Origin of the sequence: Paucibacter sp. M5-1, from assembly GCF_027498415.2 — a bacterium.
Classification (GTDB): domain Bacteria; phylum Pseudomonadota; class Gammaproteobacteria; order Burkholderiales; family Burkholderiaceae_C; genus Roseateles_E.
Genome location: NZ_JAPZLM020000001.1, coordinates 839370 through 856203, shown reverse-complemented (window position 1 = coordinate 856203; position 16834 = coordinate 839370). Strand labels below are relative to the sequence as shown.

At 65.9% G+C, this 16834-nt stretch carries 20 protein-coding genes; 3 read left to right on the top strand and 17 right to left on the bottom strand.

Features of this window, described 5'->3' with window-relative positions; all coding sequences use genetic code 11:
* Nucleotides 1-22 precede the first annotated feature (22 nt).
* Together O5M90_RS03965 and O5M90_RS03960 are read right to left on the bottom strand one after the other, a co-directional pair.
* Nucleotides 23-799 (bottom strand): gamma-glutamyl-gamma-aminobutyrate hydrolase family protein, encoded by a 777-nt coding sequence (locus O5M90_RS03965; RefSeq protein WP_137945006.1) that lies wholly within the window; start codon nucleotides 797-799, stop codon nucleotides 23-25.
* 42 nt (nucleotides 800-841) lie between these two features.
* Nucleotides 842-2164 carry an aspartate aminotransferase family protein gene (locus tag O5M90_RS03960; protein WP_440401816.1) on the bottom strand — a complete coding sequence of 441 codons (1323 nt, stop codon included), beginning with the start codon at nucleotides 2162-2164 and terminating at the stop codon, nucleotides 842-844.
* A gap of 133 nt (nucleotides 2165-2297) precedes the next feature.
* Here O5M90_RS03960 and O5M90_RS03955 point away from each other — a divergent pair, with 133 nt between their 5' ends.
* A complete protein-coding gene (locus O5M90_RS03955) occupies nucleotides 2298-2768 on the top strand; it encodes an Lrp/AsnC family transcriptional regulator (protein WP_137945008.1) in 471 nt (156 codons plus the stop codon).
* A gap of 33 nt (nucleotides 2769-2801) precedes the next feature.
* Here O5M90_RS03955 and O5M90_RS03950 read toward each other — a convergent pair whose 3' ends face one another.
* The 6 genes from O5M90_RS03950 to O5M90_RS03925 all read right to left on the bottom strand — a co-directional run bounded on the left by O5M90_RS03950 (nucleotide 2802) and on the right by O5M90_RS03925 (nucleotide 6762).
* The gene (locus O5M90_RS03950) at nucleotides 2802-2954 is read right to left on the bottom strand and encodes a hypothetical protein (protein ID WP_269841368.1); all 153 of its coding nucleotides are present in this window, start codon (nucleotides 2952-2954) and stop codon (nucleotides 2802-2804) included.
* An 80-nt stretch (nucleotides 2955-3034) separates the two neighbouring features.
* Nucleotides 3035-3946 carry a DMT family transporter gene (locus tag O5M90_RS03945; protein ID WP_269841369.1) on the bottom strand — a complete coding sequence of 304 codons (912 nt, stop codon included), beginning with the start codon at nucleotides 3944-3946 and terminating at the stop codon, nucleotides 3035-3037.
* 75 nt (nucleotides 3947-4021) lie between these two features.
* Complete coding sequence (locus O5M90_RS03940; protein ID WP_137945010.1) at nucleotides 4022-4717, bottom strand: Bax inhibitor-1/YccA family protein; 696 nt, start codon at nucleotides 4715-4717, stop codon at nucleotides 4022-4024.
* Nucleotides 4714-5499, bottom strand: a complete 786-nt coding sequence (locus O5M90_RS03935; protein ID WP_137945011.1) for a TerC family protein — start codon at nucleotides 5497-5499, stop codon at nucleotides 4714-4716. Before O5M90_RS03935 ends, O5M90_RS03940 begins: the two co-directional genes overlap by 4 nt.
* Before the next feature lie 115 nt (nucleotides 5500-5614).
* Nucleotides 5615-5947: a hypothetical protein gene (locus tag O5M90_RS03930; RefSeq protein ID WP_269841370.1), complete on the bottom strand. Its 333-nt coding sequence runs from the start codon at nucleotides 5945-5947 to the stop codon at nucleotides 5615-5617.
* A 26-nt stretch (nucleotides 5948-5973) separates the two neighbouring features.
* Nucleotides 5974-6762, bottom strand: a complete 789-nt coding sequence (locus O5M90_RS03925) for a ferritin-like domain-containing protein (RefSeq protein WP_269841371.1) — start codon at nucleotides 6760-6762, stop codon at nucleotides 5974-5976.
* A gap of 38 nt (nucleotides 6763-6800) precedes the next feature.
* Here O5M90_RS03925 and O5M90_RS03920 point away from each other — a divergent pair, with 38 nt between their 5' ends.
* Entirely contained in the window at nucleotides 6801-7325 is a 525-nt protein-coding gene (locus O5M90_RS03920; protein WP_269841372.1) for a gamma carbonic anhydrase family protein, read from the top strand.
* Nucleotides 7325-8281, top strand: a complete 957-nt coding sequence (gene hslO / locus O5M90_RS03915; protein ID WP_137945015.1) for an Hsp33 family molecular chaperone HslO — start codon at nucleotides 7325-7327, stop codon at nucleotides 8279-8281. The genes O5M90_RS03920 and hslO overlap by 1 nt, the downstream gene beginning before the upstream one ends.
* A gap of 6 nt (nucleotides 8282-8287) precedes the next feature.
* Here the strand turns inward: hslO and O5M90_RS03910 are convergent, their stop codons facing one another.
* The 9 genes from O5M90_RS03910 to O5M90_RS03870 form a co-directional block, all read right to left on the bottom strand.
* Nucleotides 8288-9949, bottom strand: coding sequence for a bifunctional metallophosphatase/5'-nucleotidase (locus O5M90_RS03910; protein WP_269841373.1), 1662 nt, complete (start codon nucleotides 9947-9949; stop codon nucleotides 8288-8290).
* A gap of 63 nt (nucleotides 9950-10012) precedes the next feature.
* Nucleotides 10013-10717 carry an AAA family ATPase gene (locus O5M90_RS03905; protein ID WP_269841374.1) on the bottom strand — a complete coding sequence of 235 codons (705 nt, stop codon included), beginning with the start codon at nucleotides 10715-10717 and terminating at the stop codon, nucleotides 10013-10015.
* A 7-nt stretch (nucleotides 10718-10724) separates the two neighbouring features.
* The gene (gene pnuC / locus O5M90_RS03900) at nucleotides 10725-11366 is read right to left on the bottom strand and encodes a nicotinamide riboside transporter PnuC (RefSeq protein WP_137945017.1); all 642 of its coding nucleotides are present in this window, start codon (nucleotides 11364-11366) and stop codon (nucleotides 10725-10727) included.
* A gap of 12 nt (nucleotides 11367-11378) precedes the next feature.
* Nucleotides 11379-11648: a cell division protein FtsB gene (gene ftsB, locus O5M90_RS03895; RefSeq protein ID WP_269841375.1), complete on the bottom strand. Its 270-nt coding sequence runs from the start codon at nucleotides 11646-11648 to the stop codon at nucleotides 11379-11381.
* Between the two features lie 25 nt (nucleotides 11649-11673).
* Nucleotides 11674-12960: a phosphopyruvate hydratase gene (gene eno, locus O5M90_RS03890; RefSeq protein ID WP_137945019.1), complete on the bottom strand. Its 1287-nt coding sequence runs from the start codon at nucleotides 12958-12960 to the stop codon at nucleotides 11674-11676.
* A 100-nt stretch (nucleotides 12961-13060) separates the two neighbouring features.
* A complete protein-coding gene (locus tag O5M90_RS03885) occupies nucleotides 13061-13351 on the bottom strand; it encodes a DUF1330 domain-containing protein (protein ID WP_137945020.1) in 291 nt (96 codons plus the stop codon).
* A 41-nt stretch (nucleotides 13352-13392) separates the two neighbouring features.
* Complete coding sequence (gene kdsA / locus O5M90_RS03880; RefSeq protein ID WP_269841376.1) at nucleotides 13393-14250, bottom strand: 3-deoxy-8-phosphooctulonate synthase; 858 nt, start codon at nucleotides 14248-14250, stop codon at nucleotides 13393-13395.
* Nucleotides 14251-14263: 13 nt separating this feature from the next.
* Complete coding sequence (locus tag O5M90_RS03875; protein WP_269841377.1) at nucleotides 14264-15907, bottom strand: CTP synthase; 1644 nt, start codon at nucleotides 15905-15907, stop codon at nucleotides 14264-14266.
* A gap of 44 nt (nucleotides 15908-15951) precedes the next feature.
* Nucleotides 15952-16788, bottom strand: coding sequence for an alpha/beta hydrolase (locus tag O5M90_RS03870; protein WP_262972754.1), 837 nt, complete (start codon nucleotides 16786-16788; stop codon nucleotides 15952-15954).
* Nucleotides 16789-16834: the final 46 nt, after the last annotated feature.

Sequence of the window (16834 nt, the reverse complement as noted above, 5' to 3'; positions counted from 1 at the left end):
GGATGTCCGGCGGGCGGGGCTCCTAGGTCCGCCAGTTACTGACTTTGTTGCCTTGGTAATCGCGACAGGCTTGTCCGAAGGCCTGCAGCAGACGTTGGGAAATCGGGTTGCTGTGCGCCAGCCACTCCGGATGCCATTGCACGCACAGCGAGAAACCCGGCGCATCGGCCACCGTGAAGGCCTCGACCAGGCCGTCCTCGGCCAGGGCCTCAACGCGCAGGCCCGGCGCCAGGCGCTTGATGCCCTGGCCATGCAGCGAGTTGACCTCGATGGGCGCGCTCGAACCCAGGATCGCGGCCAGCTGGCCGCCGGGCAGGACCTGGACCGGGTGGGCGCTGGCGTACTGGATCTCGGGCGGCTGGCCCTTGACGGCGCGATGGTCCCGCAGCCCCGGCTGCTCTTGCACGGCCTGGTGCAGGCTGCCGCCCAGCGCCACATTGGCCTCCTGGAAACCGCGGCAGATGCCCAGCAGCGGCAGACCCAGGGCCAGGGCCTTGGGGATCAGCGGCAGGGTCCAGGCATCGCGCAGCGGATCCAGCGGCAGGCTCTGGTCGTGCACGGTCTCGCCGAAATGGCTGGGGTGGACATTGCTCTGCGAGCCGGTCAGCAGCAGGCCGTCGGCCAGGGCCAGCAGCTCGTCCAGCTCGTCGGGCGTGCTGGCCGGCACGATCAGCGGCAGGCAGCCGGCCAGGCGCACCGCGTCGATGTATTTCTTGCCGGCCATCTGGAAGGGATGCTCGCCCATCATGCGGTTGCAGGCCGGCACCAGCACCACGGGCTTACGGGAAGACAAGGTCATAAACGCAAAGGGCCACCGAAGTGACCCCATCATGCCTGTGTTTCAGGCGGCCCGTTTCAAGGCGCCGCGCAAGGTGTCGACGATCTGGTCGATATGGCTGCGCTCGATGATCAGCGGCGGCGACAGCGCGATGGTGTCGCCGGTCGTGCGTATCAGCAGGCCCTTCTCATAGCAGTCCAGGAAGATGTTGAAGGCGCGCTTGGCCGGCTCGCCCGGCAGGGGCGCCAGCTCGATGCCGCCGACCAGGCCGATATTGCGGATGTCGATCACGTGGGGCTCGTTCCTCAGCGCATGCAGGCTCTCGGCGAAATAGCCCTGCAGCTCGGCCGCACGGGTCAGCAGGCCCTCGTCGGCATAGGTGTTCAGCGTGCCCAGCGCGGCGGCGCAGGCCAGCGGATGGGCCGAGTAGGTGTAGCCGTGGAAGAACTCGATCAGGTGCTCGGGCCCGTTCATGAAGGCATCGTGGATGCCTTGCTTGGCGAACACCGCGCCCATCGGCACGCAGCCATTGGTCAGGCCCTTGGCCACCGTCATCAGGTCCGGTGTGACGCCGAAGGTCTGGGCGCCAAAGGGGTTGCCGGTGCGGCCGAAGCCAGTGATGACCTCGTCGAAGATCAAGAGGATGCCGTGTTTGTCGCAGATCTCGCGCAGGCGCTGCAGATAGCCTTGCGGCGGGATCAGCACCCCGGTGGAGCCGGCGACCGGCTCGACGATGACGGCGGCGATGGTGCTGGCATCGTGCAGCGCGATCAGGCGCTCCAGATCGTCGGCGAACTCGGCGCCATGGGCCGGTTGGCCCAGCGAGAAGGCATTGCGCGCATGGTCATGGGTGTGGCGGATATGGTCGACGCCGCTGAGCAGGGTGCCGAACATCTTGCGGTTGGCCACCATGCCGCCGACCGAGATGCCGCCGAAATTGACGCCGTGATAGCCGCGCTCGCGGCCGATCAAGCGGGTGCGCGCGCCCTCGCCACGCACGCGGTGGTAGGCAATGGCCATCTTCAGCGCGGTCTCGACCGACTCCGAACCCGAGTTCGTGAAGAAGACCTTGTTGAGCCCGGCCGGTGTCAGCGCGGCCAGGCGCTCGGCCAGTTCGAAGGCCTTGGGATGGGCCATCTGGAAGGGCGGGGCGAAGTCCAGCTCGGCCGCCTGCTGCTGGATGGCCTGGACGATCTTGGGTCGGTTGTGGCCGGCGTTGACGCACCACAGGCCGGCAATGCCGTCCAGGATCTGGCGGCCCTTGTCGTCCGTGAAATACATACCGTCGGCACGGGTCAGCAGGCGCGGCGCCTTCTTGAACTGGCGGTTCGCGGTGAACGGCATCCAGTAGGCGTCCATCGCGGGATGGGGGGTGTGGTCAGACATGGCAGGGCTCCTTGAATGCCGACCAGTCTAGACAGGGATGCGCGCAATATGCAGGCGCAATGGCCTGGCGTTAACCCGTGTTTTTGCATCTTCGTGCGATCATCTGCCAATCAAACCGCAGGAAATTCGAACGATGGGCTCAGAAGTGCAACTGGATGCGATTGACCGTGCCATCCTCAGGGAGCTGCAGCAGGATGGCCGGCGCTCCAATGTGGAGCTGGCGCAGCGGGTGCACCTGTCGCCGTCGGCCTGTCTGCGCCGGGTCAAACAGCTGGAGGACGCGGGAGTGATTGCCGGCTATGTGGCCCTGGTCAACCCGAAGGCGGTGGGCAAGCCCGGCACCAGCTACACCATCATCAATCTGGAGCGCATGACGCCGCAGGCGCTGGGTGCCTTCGAGCAGGCGGTGCGCGATGTGCCGGAGATCCTCGACTGCTTCTATGTGGCCGGCACGAATGACTATCTCTTGCGCTTTGCCTACAAGGATGCCGAAGATCTGGAGCGCCTGCACAGCGATGTGCTGATGCATCTGCCCGGGGTGGCGCGCTCGAACTCGATGCTGGTGCTGCGAACCGTCAAGAAGACGACGGCGTTCGAACTCTAGCGGGCACGGCGCCCGGTCGAACTGCCCAGTCGATCAGGCGCCCAGCAGGGCCAGCAGCGAGGTGGCGCCAAACAGGGCCAGCAGCGCAGCAAAAGCATAGGTCTCGATGCGGCCGCTGGACGCGCTGGCGGAATCGGCCAGCAGATAGGCGTTGTTCTGGCTCAGCGAAATATTAGCGTTGGTCATGATTTGAGTCTCCGTTGCCATTCAAATGAATGACTTCGGGAGCGATTCTGGCATGACTAAGTGAAAACCCTGTGAAAAACCTAAGGGTTTTCGCTAGTAAACACCGGTTTCCGGGTCCGCAGCAGGGGCAGCAACTGGATCGCCAACATGCTGGCCAGGATCAGGCCGCAGCCCAGCAGGCCGGCCTCGCCCAGCCGGTCGCCCATCAGCAGATAGCCGAACAGCGCCGCGAACAAGGTCTCGGAGGACAGGATGATGGCGGCATCGGCCGCATGGGCATAGCGCTGGGCCACCACCTGGGCGGTGAAGGCCACGCCCACCGACAGCACGCCGGTATAGGCAATCGGCAGCGACGCCGCCTGCAGGCCGGCCCAGCTGAGCGGCTCGAACAGCAGGGCCCAGGCCAGCGCCAGCAGACCGCAGACGAGGAACTGCCCGCCCGCCACCAGAAAGGGCGCGTTCATCCGGTCGGCCACCCGGCCGACCAGCAACACATGCAGGGCCCAGGGCAGGGCGGAGGCGATGATCCAGCTGTCTCCCAGACTGACCTGCAGCGTGTGAGCGCCGGACAGCAAAAAGGCGCCCACCAGGCAGGCCAGCGCACCGGGCCAGACCGACCAGTGCGGCAGCTGGCGCAGCAGCAGCCAGCCGAGCACCGGCACCAGAGGCACATACAGCGCCGTCAGGAAGCCGGCATTGGTGACCGTGGTGCTGACGATGCCGATCTGCTGCATCGCCGCGCCCAGCAGCAGCAGGCTGCCCAGGCCAGCTATCTTCAGCCCGTCGACCGGCTGCAGCGCGCGGCTCTGCCGCTGCAGACCCTGCCACTCGCGCCAGGCCAGCGGGGCCACGACCAGGGCGCCGATCAGAAAGCGCACGCCGGTGAAGGCCATAGGCCCGACATCGGCCATGCCATGGCTTTGCGCGACAAAGGCCGAGCCCCAGATCAGGGCGATGAAAACGAGCAGGAGATTGGCTTGGACGCGGGACACAGACGGCGGGCGCAAAAATGAGCAAGGGCGGGATGATAAGTCCCGCCCTTGCGTCTATAGAACGAAGACTAAGGCTTACTCGTCACGGCCACCGAAGATGCCCAGCAGGGCCAGCAGCGACTGGAACACGTTGTAGATGCTCAGGTAGACGCCCAGGGTGGCGGTGATGTAGTTGGTTTCCAGGCCGTCCTGCACACGCTTCAGGTCATACAGGATGAAGGCCGAGAAGATGCCGATCGCCAGCACCGACAGCGTGATCATCAACGCGCTGGACTGAAGGAAGATGTTGGCGATGCCGGCCACCAGCAACATGATCATGCCGATGAAGAGGAACTTGCCCATCGAGCTCAGATCGCGCTTGATCACCGAGGACAGCGAGGCCATGCCCAGGAAGATCGCCCCGGTGCCGGCGAAGGCCGTCATGATCAGGCTGGCGCCATTGGCCAGGCCCAGCACGGTGCCGACCAGGCGCGACAGCATCACGCCCATGAAGAAGGTGAAGGCCAGCAGCATCGGCACGCCGGCGGCCGAGTTCTTGGTCTTCTCGATCGCGTACATGAAGCCGAAGGCGCCGGCCATGAAGACGATCAGGCTGACCATCGGCGACATCGCGCGGGCGATGCCGGTGCTGACGCCCAGCCAGGCGCCCAGCACGGTGGGCACCATGGACAGGGCCAGCAGCCAGTAGGTGTTGCGCAGCACGCGGTTGCGTTCGACGCTGACGGCCGTGCCGCCGGTGGCGGTGGCGTAGTGGTTCAGGTTTTGGTTCATGACAGCTCCTTGGAGTGGGAATGAGAGACGGATTCGGACTTGGCCAGCGCCTGGCGCTTGCTGCGGGCCCGGATGTTCAGGGCTTCGACCGCCAGCGAGAAGCACATCGCAGCGTAGATATAGCCCTTGGGAATTTCTTGATCGAAGGCCTCGGCGGTCAGCGCCATGCCCACCATCACGAGGAAGGCCAGGGCCAGCACCTTGACCGAGGGGTGACGGTCGACGAAGTCGCCGATCGGCTTGGCGGCGACCAGCATCACGCCGACCGAGGTCACGACGGCGGCCACCATCACGCCGATCTGGTCGACCATGCCGACCGCGGTGATCACCGAGTCCAGCGAGAACACGATGTCGATGATGGCGATCTGGCCGATGATGGCCCAGAACAGGCGCTGGCCGGCGGCCTTCATCTCGGCCGTTTCGGTGACCGGCGGGCCGTCCTGCTCATGTGCCTCGACCTCGACAAAGATCTCGTGCGAGGCCTTGTAGAGCAGGAACAGGCCACCGAACAGCAGCACCAGGTCGCGCCCGCTGATGCCTTGCCCCAGCACCGTGAACAGATCGGCCGTCAGCCCCATCACCCAGCTCAGCGTGAACAGCAAAGCCAGGCGTGACACCATCGCAAAGCCCAGGCCCAGGCGGCGTGCCTTGTCGCGCAGATGCGGCGGCAGGCGGCCGACCAGGATGGAGATGAAGATGATGTTGTCGATGCCCAGGACGATTTCCAGGGCGGTCAGCATCGCGAAGGCGATCCATATATTGGGGTCGAGAAGAAAGTCCATGGCCGGTAGGTCCGATGGCGGCCAGCTTCAGGAGCTGGTCGCGCCGAGTGAGTTCAAGAACGAGAGAAGAGGCAAAGGCGCGGAGAAGCCACGCCTGGGGCGCCGCGCGGGGCGCTCAGGCGTGCAGGGCAGCCGCGCGGGGAGGCCGTTGCGGGCCCTTCAGATAGGGCGGCGGCATCACGGCCGCATTCAAACTTGGCGGGGCCATAGCGGCGCGCTCGTCGGATCGAAGCGGGCGAGGGGCGTCGAACAGCTCGGGGATCTCCAGCGGGCCGTCCATGGGCAGATGCTCGGCGAGCACGCCTGAGGGGGCGTCCTGGCCCTGCAGCTCCAGACTGTCGCAGTGCGCTTGCTGGCCGCTCATCGGCGCCTGCACCTGTCCCGACGCGGGCGCAAGTGCAAGGACGAGCATCACAGCGGTGAGGATGGCAAGAATCCAGCGAGGCATACAGGCGCTAGTGTACTTGCCCGTGACTAGGATTGCAGATAGGCCAGCTCTTCCGCGCTGAAGCCCGCCGCATGGCGGGCCACCAGATTGAAGGGCGGGCGCAGCCGGGGCGCCTCGTACTGGCGGACCAGATCGGGATAGAGGGCCACCGGATCGAGGCCGCGCTCGCGGCACAGCTGGCGATACCAGCGGTTGCCGATCTCGACATGGCCAATCTCGTCGCGCAGGATGATGTCCAGGATCTCGACCGCGCGGCTGTCGCCGGCGCGGGCCAGCTTGGCCTGCAGCGGCGGCGTGGCGTCGAGGCCGCGCGCTTCCAGCGTGCGCGGCACCAGGGCCATGCGGGCCAGCACATCGCCGGCGGTGCGCTCGGCCATGGTCCACAGGCCGTCATGGGCGTCGAAGTCGCCGTACTGCCGGCCGAGGCTTTGCAGATGCTCGTGCAGCAGCGTGAAATGCAGGGCCTCCTCGGCCGCGACCTTGAGCCAGTCCAGATAGAACTCGCGCGGCATGCCGGCAAAGCGCCAGACCGCGTCCAGCGCCAGATTGATGGCGTTGAACTCGATATGGGCGATCGCGTGCAGCAGCGCGGCGCGGCCTTCGGTCGTGAAGGGCGAGCGTTTGGGCACTTGCAGCGTCGGCACCAGCTGCGGGCGCTCGGGACGGCCCGGCAGACCGTCCGGCCGGGTGAATGCCTGGGCCCTGTCCAGCGGAAGGTCGGCCTGGGCAGCGTCATAGAGCGCGCGTGCGGCTGTCGCTTTTTGTGCCGGATCGGCGATACACAAGACCTTCAGGGCACGGCTACGGGCTTCCATTCTTACAATTATCGCTTTGCGCCCAGGAGGGACGAGCGATGGCCATCTATGAGCTGGGCGAGCACAAGCCCGATATTGCCGACTCGGCCTGGGTGGCCGACAGTGCCCAGGTGATAGGCCGGGTCACGTTGGCCGAGGACTGCAGCGTGTGGTTCAACGCCGTCTTGCGCGGCGACAGCGACACGCTGAGCCTAGGCCGGGGCACGAATATCCAGGACGGCTCGGTGCTGCATGCCGACACCGGCTTCCCGCTGCAGCTGGGCGAGAACGTCACCGTCGGCCACCAGGTCATGCTGCATGGCTGCACGGTGGGTGAGAACTCGCTGATCGGCATTGGTGCGGTGGTGCTCAATGGCGCGAAGATCGGCAAGAACTCGCTCGTCGGCGCCGGCGCGCTGGTGACCGAGGGCAAGGAATTCCCGGACGGGGTGCTGATCGTCGGCAGCCCGGCCAAGGTGGTGCGCGAGCTGAGCCCGGCCCAGATCGAAGGTTTAAAAGCCAGCGCCCGCCACTACATAGACAATGCCCGGCGCTATTCGACGGGTTTGAAGAAGATCAAGTGATGAGTGAACTGCATAAATTCCTGTTCGAAGGCCTGCCGGTGCGCGGCATGCTGGTGCGCCTGACCGGCAGCTGGCAGGAGGTGCTCAAGCGCCGCGAGACGGTCGGTGCCCATCCGCCCGAGCTGCGCTCGCTGCTGGGCGAGATGGCGGCCGCCGGCGTGCTGATGCAGTCCAATATCAAGTTCAACGGCGCCCTGGTGCTGCAGGTCTTCGGCGATGGCCCGGTCAAGCTGGCCGTGGCCGAGGTGCAGCCGGATCTGAGCTTCCGCGCCACCGCCAAGCTGGTCGGCGAGGTGCCCGAGGGGGCCAAACTGGAGGCGATGCTGAATGTGCACGGCAAGGGCCGCTGCGCGATCACGCTGGACCCCAAGGACAAATTCCCCGGCCAGCAGCCCTACCAGGGCGTCGTGCCCCTGCATGGCGACCAGCGCGAGCCACTGCAGCAGCTGTCCGAGGTGCTGGAGCACTACATGCTGCAGTCCGAGCAGCTGGACACCAAGCTGGTGCTGGCGGCCAATGACCAGATCGCAGCCGGCCTGCTGATCCAGCGCCTGCCGGTGCAGGGCGAGGGCAATCTGGCCGGCGCGAAGAACGAGGACGATATCGGTCTGTCCGATGCCTACAACCGCATCAGCATCCTGGCCGCGACCCTGACCAGCGAGGAGCTGCTGACCCTGGATGCCGATACGATCTTGCGCCGGCTGTTCTGGGAGGAAACGGTGCGACGCTTCGAGCCGCAGACCCCGAGCTTTGCCTGCAGCTGCTCACGCGAGCGGGTGGGCTCGATGCTGAAGAGCCTGGGACGCGAGGAGATCGACTCGGTGGTGGCCGAGCGCGGCCATGTCGAGGTCGGTTGCGAGTTCTGCGGCCTGCAGTACCACTACGACGCGGTCGATGTGGCCGAGCTCTTCACCGTTGGCCATCAGGCCCAGCCGAGCTCGGGCACCCTGCAGTAAATCGGCTCAGTTCAGGCGCTGGACCCGGTCCAGCGCGCTGGGCGTGATATTGGGCTGGGTGCTCAGATAGCGCTCCAGCGCGTCCACATCCATCACCCCGGTCAGCGCGTTCTTGCCCTCGGTCAGCACGCGAAAGCCATCGCCGCCGCTGGCGATGAAGCTGTTGACGGTGACGCGGTAGCCGGTCTGCGGGTCCAGCGTCTGGCCATTGAGCTTGATGCTCTCGGCCGGCACGCGCGAGCTCAGCGGCTTCTTCGCATCCCAGCTGTAGCTGAAGCCCTTGGAGACCTGCAGGAAGGCGCCGCGCACATCCTCGCTGCGCCATTGCTGCTCCAGCAGGCGGTGGATCTGCGCGCCGGTCAGCGTCATCGTGACCAGATTGTTGTAGAAGGGCTGGACCGCAAAGGCGTCGGCATAGGTGACCTCACCGCTGGCGCTCTTGGTCAGCGCGGCACGCACGCCGCCGGCGTTCATCAGCGCGATCACCGCGCCGCCCTCGTTGGCGCCGGACGTCGCGGCCAGCTGGGCGTCGGCGATCAGCTGGCCCATAGGCATCGCGCCGGCCGGGCTGGCCTCGCGCGAGATGCTGTCGCTGATGCGGCCGACGACGCGCTTGGCCAGCGGCTCGGCCAGCTTCTCGTAGGCGGCGATCAGCTGGGTCTGGGCCGGGTCCTTGGCATAACGCTCGGTGCGCACGATCACATTGTTGGCGCTGGCGCTGATGACGTCGCGGCTCTTCGGGTCGAGCTGCAGATCGATCTCGGTGACGATGGTGCCGTACTTGTCACCGCTGGTCACCAGGCGGCCATCGATATTGCACTGGTAGGCGCGGTGGGTATGGCCGCTGACGACCATGTCGACCGCCTTGTCCAGCTTCTTGACGATGTCGACGATGGGGCCGGAGATGCCGGGGCATTCGTTGTAGTCGCCGGTCGGGAAGCCGCCCTCGTGGATCAGCAGGGCGATCGCCTCGATGCCCTGGGCGCGCAGCTCGGGCACCAGCTTGTTGACGGTCTCGGCCTCGTCATCGAAGCGCAGCCCGGCCACGCCGCTGGGCGTGACGATCTCGGGTGTGCCCTTCAGGGTCAGGCCGATGAAGGCCATAGGCACGCCGTTGAAGCGCTTGATGTGATAGGCCGGCAGCACGGTCTTGCCGGTCCTGGTATCCCAGGTGCTGGCGGCCAGATACTGGAACTTGGCGCCCTTGAACTGGGTCGGGCCCTTGCAGCCATGCTCGGGGTGGCAGCCGCCATACTGCTTGCGCAGCAGCTCGGCGATGCCGCCGTCGAACTCGTGATTGCCGACGGCCGCGACTTCCAGCCCCATCAGGCTCAGCGATTCGATCGTTGGCTCGTCATAGAACAGCGCCGACAACAGCGGGCTGCCGCCGATCAGGTCGCCGGCGGCGACGAAGATGTGGTTGGGATTCTTCTCGAGCAGCTGCCGGGTGGCGGTGGCCACATGCTCGGCGCCGCCAGCCGGCACGGTGATGGTCTTGCTCGGGTCGGCCGGATCTTTGATGCGGATGCCGCTGCTCGGTTTCAGATTGCCGTGGAAGTCATTGATTGCCAGCACCTTGACGGCCACCGGGCCCGTCGGGCTCAGCATCGCGCAGCCCGACAGGAGCAAGGCCGAGGCCAGCAGGGTGAGGGCGGAACTCTTCATCATCGGAACACTCCAGGCAAACGTTTGCAAGCAAGTGCCAAGTGTCGATGGCCGAGCTCGGCAACGTCAAGTGTCGAAACCCGGAGAACCGGCCGATTCCCGTCCTCGCGTGCGCTGCAGGCTGGCGTGCTCGCACTCCGGCACGTCGCAGTCGCGGCAGATCCAGGCCTGCGAGGGCAGGGCGTCCTGGCGTGCCTGCAAGCGGGTGAAGAGGCCCTGGCCGGCCTTGACCTGGGGGGTCAGCAACGGAGTTACGGCCGTCAGCGCGGCCTCCAGCCGATCCTGGCCCTGGCCGGCAATGACGGCCCAGCTCAGCTGGGACCGGATCAGCGCCTGCCGCAGCGCCGCGTCGACCGGGGCCTGCACATGGGCACCGTCGCGCTGCAGGCCGTCGGCTACCCAAGGCAGGTCCAGCGCGGTCAGCAGGGTCAGCGCACAGCGGCGCTGCGCTTCCAGGGCACCGGGCAGCAAGCTGGCGTCGTCGAACAGCAGCCGGCTGTAGACGGCCGTCATCAGCGGCGTGGTGTCGGCGATCACGACATCGTGGGTGATGCGGGCCGCATCGATCAGCTCGAGTTGGACGCGGGCAATCGCCGCCTGCTCGTCGGCGCGCGGCGTGCGCCCGGCGCGCTCGCACCAGTCGCGCAGATATTCGGGGACGAAAGTGCAGCGCAGGCCGGTGTCGGCCGCCAGCCGCAGGGCCAGGTCTTGCGCCAGGCGGCTCTTGCCGGTGCTCTCGGCGCCGACGATGGCAATGCACAGGCCTGCCATCAGGTGACTAGGCCGTGACGGCAGGCCGCAGCTGGCGCTGCCAGGCACGCCAGCCGGCCACCGACATCGGGATGAAGACCGCATACAGCAGCACGGTCAGCCAGTAACCCTTGTAGGCGAACAGGCTGACGCTGACCACATTGACCAGCACCCAGACGCTCCAGTTCTCCTGGTATTTGCGGCCCAGCAGATACTGGCCCAAGAGGCTGGCCACGGTCGGGAAGGCATCCCAATAGGGCGCGGGGGAGTCGGTCTGGCGTTGCAGGAACAGGCCCAGCAGCGGCCATGCCAGCAGCACGGCCAGCACCGCCAGCCAGCGCCCGCGCGGGCTCAGCAGGCGCACCCGCAAGGCCTGACCCCGCTCGTCCTTGCCGCGCAGCCATTGCCACCAGCCCCAGATCGCCAGGCTGGCAAAGACCAGCTGCAAGCTCGCCTCGCCATAGAGCTTGCCGCTCCAGAACAGCAGGAAGTAGAGCAGGGAGCTCAACAAGGCCAGCGGCCAGGCCAGCACATGGACGCGCATATTGCACACCACCATCCAGACCGCCAGCACAAAGGCCAGGATCTCGGTCCAGGTGATCGGGCTGCCGAAGGCCTCGAAGGCCGGCGCGAGCAAGGGTTGCAGCGGCTGCAGCAGCGCGTCGATCATGACGGGGCCATTTCAGCGGCGCAGCTGGACGAAGATCTCGTCGGGCTTGATCATGCCCAGCTCGAAGCGGGCCTTTTCCTCGACCATCTCCAGGCCCTCGCGCAGATCGCGCAGCTCGGCGTCGAGCTGCGCATTGCGGGCGCGGGCCTTGTCATTGGCCAGCTGCTGCTCAGCCAGCTCGGAGCGCAGCTGCACGACACGCGGCATGCCGCCCTTGCCGAACCAGAGCTGGGCCTGGATGGCCAGCAGAAAGCCGGCCAGGATGATGCTGAGAATTTTCACGCCCGCAGTCTAGCTGCTCGCGCGATCAGCGCAGGTTGTAGAAGGCCGCGCGGCCGGGGTACACGGCCACATCGCCCAGGTCTTCTTCGATGCGCAGCAGCTGGTTGTACTTGGCCATGCGGTCCGAGCGGCTCAGCGAGCCGGTCTTGATCTGGCCGGCGTTCAGGCCGACGGCGATGTCGGAGATGGTCGAGTCCTCGGTCTCGCCCGAGCGGTGCGAGATCACGGCGGTGTAGCCGGCGCGCTTGGCCATCTCGATCGCGGCGAAGGTTTCGGTCAGCGTGCCGATCTGGTTGATCTTGATCAGGATCGAGTTGGCGATGCCCTTCTCGATGCCTTCCTTCAAGATCTTGGTGTTGGTGACGAAGAGGTCGTCGCCGACGATCTGCACATTTTTGCCCAGGCGGTCGGTCAGGATCTTCCAGCCGTCCCAGTCGCCCTCGGCCATGCCGTCTTCGATCGAGATGATCGGGTACTTGTCGACCCAGGTGGCCAGCATATCGGTCCACTCCTGCGAGGACAGCTTGATGCCGCCTTCGCCTTCGAGCACGTACTTGCCGTCCTTGTAGAACTCGCTGGCGGCGCAGTCCAGGCCCAGGGCGATCTGCTCGCCTGCGGTGTAGCCGGCCTTGTCGATCGCTTCCAGAATCATCTGGATCGCGGCCTCATGATTCTCGACGTTCGGCGCGAAGCCGCCTTCGTCACCGACCGCGGTGCTGATGTGCTTGTCGTGCAGGATCTTCTTCAGTGCGTGAAACACCTCGGCACCCCAGCGCAGCGCTTCGCGGAAGCTCGGCGCGCCGACCGGGATGATCATCAGCTCTTGCAGGTCGAGATTGTTGTTGGCGTGCTCGCCGCCGTTGATGACGTTCATCATCGGCACCGGCAGCTGGTTGCCGTTCATGCCGCCGAAATAGCGGTACAGCGGCAGACCGGACTCTTCGGCGGCGGCACGGGCCACGGCCATCGAGACAGCCAGCATCGCGTTCGCACCCAGGCGGCTCTTGTTCTCGGTGCCGTCCAGATCGATCAGCGTGCGGTCCAGAAAGGCCTGCTCGGAGGCGTCCAGGCCCAGCACGGCCTCGGAGATCTCGGTGTTGATGTGCTCGACGGCCTTCAACACGCCCTTGCCCAGATAGCGGCTCTTGTCACCGTCGCGCAGCTCGATGGCTTCGCGCGAGCCGGTCGATGCGCCCGAAGGCACGGCGGCGCGGCCCATCACGCCGGACTCCAGCAGCACATCGCACTCGACGGTGGGATTGCCGCGGCTGTCCAGGATTTCACGGCCGACGATATCAACAATAGCGCTCATAGTCTCGAGGTCTCCAGAAGGTCAAAAAATCTTGGGGCGGCGCGATGGTGCCGGATTTTCGTTACCAGCGCACAACAAGATGCCGCCTGTGTGTGGGGGCTCAAACGCCTTCGATCAGGACCATGCGCATCACGGCCGCGCCCTGGCGCGCCGCGCGGGCCTGTCCATACTCGGGCGAGTCATTGAAGGCACGGGCGGCCTCCACCGACGCGAACTTCAGCAGCACGACACGGTCGGGCGTCCAGTCGCCCTCCAGCACCTCGACTCGGCCGCCGCGCACGCAGACTTCGGCGCCATGGGCTTGCATCGCGGCCGAGGAGAACTTTTTGTACTCCTCGTACTGCGTGGGGTTGGTGACCTGGACGTTGGCGAGGATGTAGGCGCTGGGCATGGGTTCAGCAGGAGAAGTCATTCTGGCGAAGTGACCTCTCCTTAGCAGGAGAAGTCATTTTCAAGAAGGGGCTGGGTCTTGACGATGCGGTCCAGCGCAACGAGCTGCTCCAGCAGCGTGCGCATATGCTGCAGCGGCACGGCGTTGGGCCCATCGGACCAGGCCTCTGCCGGGCGCGGATGGGTTTCCATGAAGAGACCGGCCACGCCGGCGCCCACGCCGGCGCGTGCCAGCACGGGCACCATCTCGCGGGCGCCGCCGCTGCTTGTGCCCTGACCGCCGGGCTTCTGTACCGAGTGGGTCACGTCGAACACCACCGGCGCGCCGGATTTGCGCATCTCGGCCAGGCTGCTCATATCGGCCACGAGGTTGTTGTAGCCGAAGCTCACGCCGCGCTCGCAGGCCAGGAAGCGGTCTTCCGACAGGCCGGCTTCGCGGGCCGCGTCGCGCGCCTTGTCGATGACGTTCTTCATGTCCCAGGGCGCGAGGAACTGGCCCTTCTTGATGTTCACCGGCTTGCCCGACTTGGCCACCGCGCGGATGAAATCGGTCTGGCGGCACAGGAAGGCCGGGGTCTGCAGCACGTCGACCACGGCGGCCACATCGGTCACCTGGGCTTCGTCATGCACATCGGTCAGGATGGGCAGGCCCAGCTGGCGACGCACCTCGTCCAGGATCTTCAGGCCGGCGTCCATGCCGACGCCGCGCTTGGTGCTGCCCGACGAGCGGTTGGCCTTGTCGAAGGAGCCCTTGTAGATCAGCGGGATGCCCAAGGCCGAGCAGGCCTCCTTGAGCCGGCCTGCCACTTCCATGCTCATCTCCAGGCCCTCGATCGAGCAGGTGCCAGCGATCAGGAAGAAGGGGCGGTCGATGCCGACCTCAAAATCGCACAGCTTCATGGCAGGAACTCCTTCAGGCCTGTTTGTGTTCCAGCGCCGCCTTGATGAAGGCGGTGAACAGCGGGTGGCCGTCCCAGGGCGTGGACTTGAATTCCGGGTGGAACTGCACGCCGACATACCAGGGATGGACAGAGCGCGACAGCTCGACCATCTCGGTCAACTTCTCGCGCTGGGTGATGGCCGAGATCACCAGACCGGCCTCTTGCAGACGATCCAGATAGTGCTCGTTGGCCTCGTAGCGATGGCGATGGCGCTCGGTGACCACCGGACCGTAGATGTCATGGGCCAGGGTGCCGGGCTTGACGTCCGAGCTCTGCGCGCCCAGACGCATCGTGCCGCCCAGATCGCTCTTTTCGTCGCGTCTCTGGATGGTGCCGTCGGCGTCCTGCCATTCGTCGATCAAGGCGATCACCGGGTTCGGTGTCTCGGGCTCGAACTCGGTCGAATTGGCGCCGGCCAGGCCGGCCATATGGCGGGCGTACTCGATGGTCGCGACCTGCATGCCCAGGCAGATGCCCAGATAAGGCACCTTGTGCTCGCGGGCGTACTTGGCCGCCAGGATCTTGCCCTCGACACCGCGCTTGCCGAAGCCGCCCGGCACCAGGATGGCGTCGTACTGGCCCAGCTGGTCGATATTGTCGGGGGTCAGCAGCTCCGAGTCCACGTACTCGATCTTCACGCCCGAGTGGTTGTGGATACCGGCGTGGCGCAGGGCCTCGTTGAGCGATTTGTAGGAGTCGCTCAGATCGGTGTACTTGCCGCACATCGCGATCGTGACATGCTGGGTCGGATGCTCGACCTCGTGCACCAGGGTGTCCCAGCGCTTCAGGTCGGCGGACTTGGTGTTGAGCTGCAGCTTGGTGCAGATCAGCTGGTCCAGGCCTTGCTCGTGCAGCATGCGCGGCACCTTGTAGATGGTGTTCACGTCCCACATCGAGATCACACCGTACTCGGCCACATTGGTGAACAGCGAGATCTTCTCGCGCTCATCGTCCGGGATGCGGCGGTCGGCGCGGCACAGCAGCGCGTCGGGCTGGATGCCGATCTCGCGCAGCTTCTGCACCGTGTGCTGGGTCGGCTTGGTCTTGAGCTCGCCGGCCGCAGCGATCCAGGGCACATAGGTCAGGTGCACGAAGGCGACGTTGTTCGGGCCGGCCTTCAGGCTCATCTGGCGCGCCGCTTCGAGGAAGGGCAGCGATTCAATATCGCCGACCGTGCCGCCGATCTCGACGATGGCCACATCGACGGCATCCGGCGTGCCCTGACCGGCGCCGCGACGGATGAAGTCCTGCATCTCATTGGTGATGTGGGGAATCACCTGGACGGTCTTGCCGAGGTAGTCGCCGCGGCGTTCCTTCTCCAGCACCGACATATAGATCTGGCCGGTGGTGAAGTTATTGCTCTTCTTCATCCGCGTGGTGATGAAGCGCTCGTAGTGGCCCAGGTCCAGATCGGTTTCGGCCCCGTCATCGGTGACGAAGACCTCGCCATGCTGGAAGGGCGACATCGTGCCCGGATCCACGTTGATATAGGGATCGAGCTTGATCAGGGTGACCTTGAGGCCGCGCGATTCGAGGATGGCAGCCAGTGAGGCTGATGCGATGCCCTTGCCGAGTGAGGACACCACACCGCCTGTGACGAAGACGTACTTGGTCATGTCTTGCAGCGCCCGTACAAGAACGCTGTGGTGGTAAAGCGTGATTATAGCGAGGTGGCTCGCGCTGCCCGGAGCTCGTCGAGCATTTGCAGTACCAGGGCGGCCGTGTCGTCGGGTCGCTCGAAGGGATAGAGGTGGCTGCCTTCCATCCAGCGGAAATGCTGGCGCGCCAGCGCCTTCGAGGCGGCGGCCCCGGCCTGGCGCAGTTCTTCGGACTGCGTGCCGGCGACAAAGCCGATCGGGCAGCGCGGCGGATGGCGGCGCAGCAGGGCCGGCAGATGGTGGGGCAGGGTGTTGTAGATGCGGGTCTCGATCTCGCGCTGAAAAGCCAGCCGGGTCTTGTCTCCCTGCTCCTCGAAGCCGCTGGCCACATAGTCGGCCAGCACCCGCGGGTCCCAGCGGGCGAATTTGTGCTTGGCGGCGAAATGCTCCTGCACGGCCGCCCGCGTCGGCCATTCGTGGCGGCGCTGGCTGGAGATCTTGCCTGGCGAGACGCGGGGCATCAGCCGCGTTGCCTTGGCCATGCGCACGCTGTGGGCGCGCCAGCCGCTGACGACCGGGCTGTCCAGCATCAGCAGACCCTCGACCAGATCGGGCCGGCGGCAGGCCACCAGCAGGCTCAGCATGCCGCCCAGCGAATGGCCGGCCAGCATCACCGGACCATCCACTTGCATCTGGGGCTTGACCTCCCGCTCGATGAAATGGATCAGCTGATCGCGCAGATGCGGCCAGTTGCTCGTGACCGGGTAGGCCGGGTCATGGCCGATGCGGGGCAGGGCGTGGACCTCCCAGCCGGCCGCGCGCCAGGTCTCGAACAGAATCCGGTAGCAGCCGGCACCGAAGCCGTTGGCGTGGGAAAAGACGAGCGTGCCTTGATTCATATGCAGCGAGTCTTTCGCCAGAAAACCAGGGTTTTGGACGCGGCGG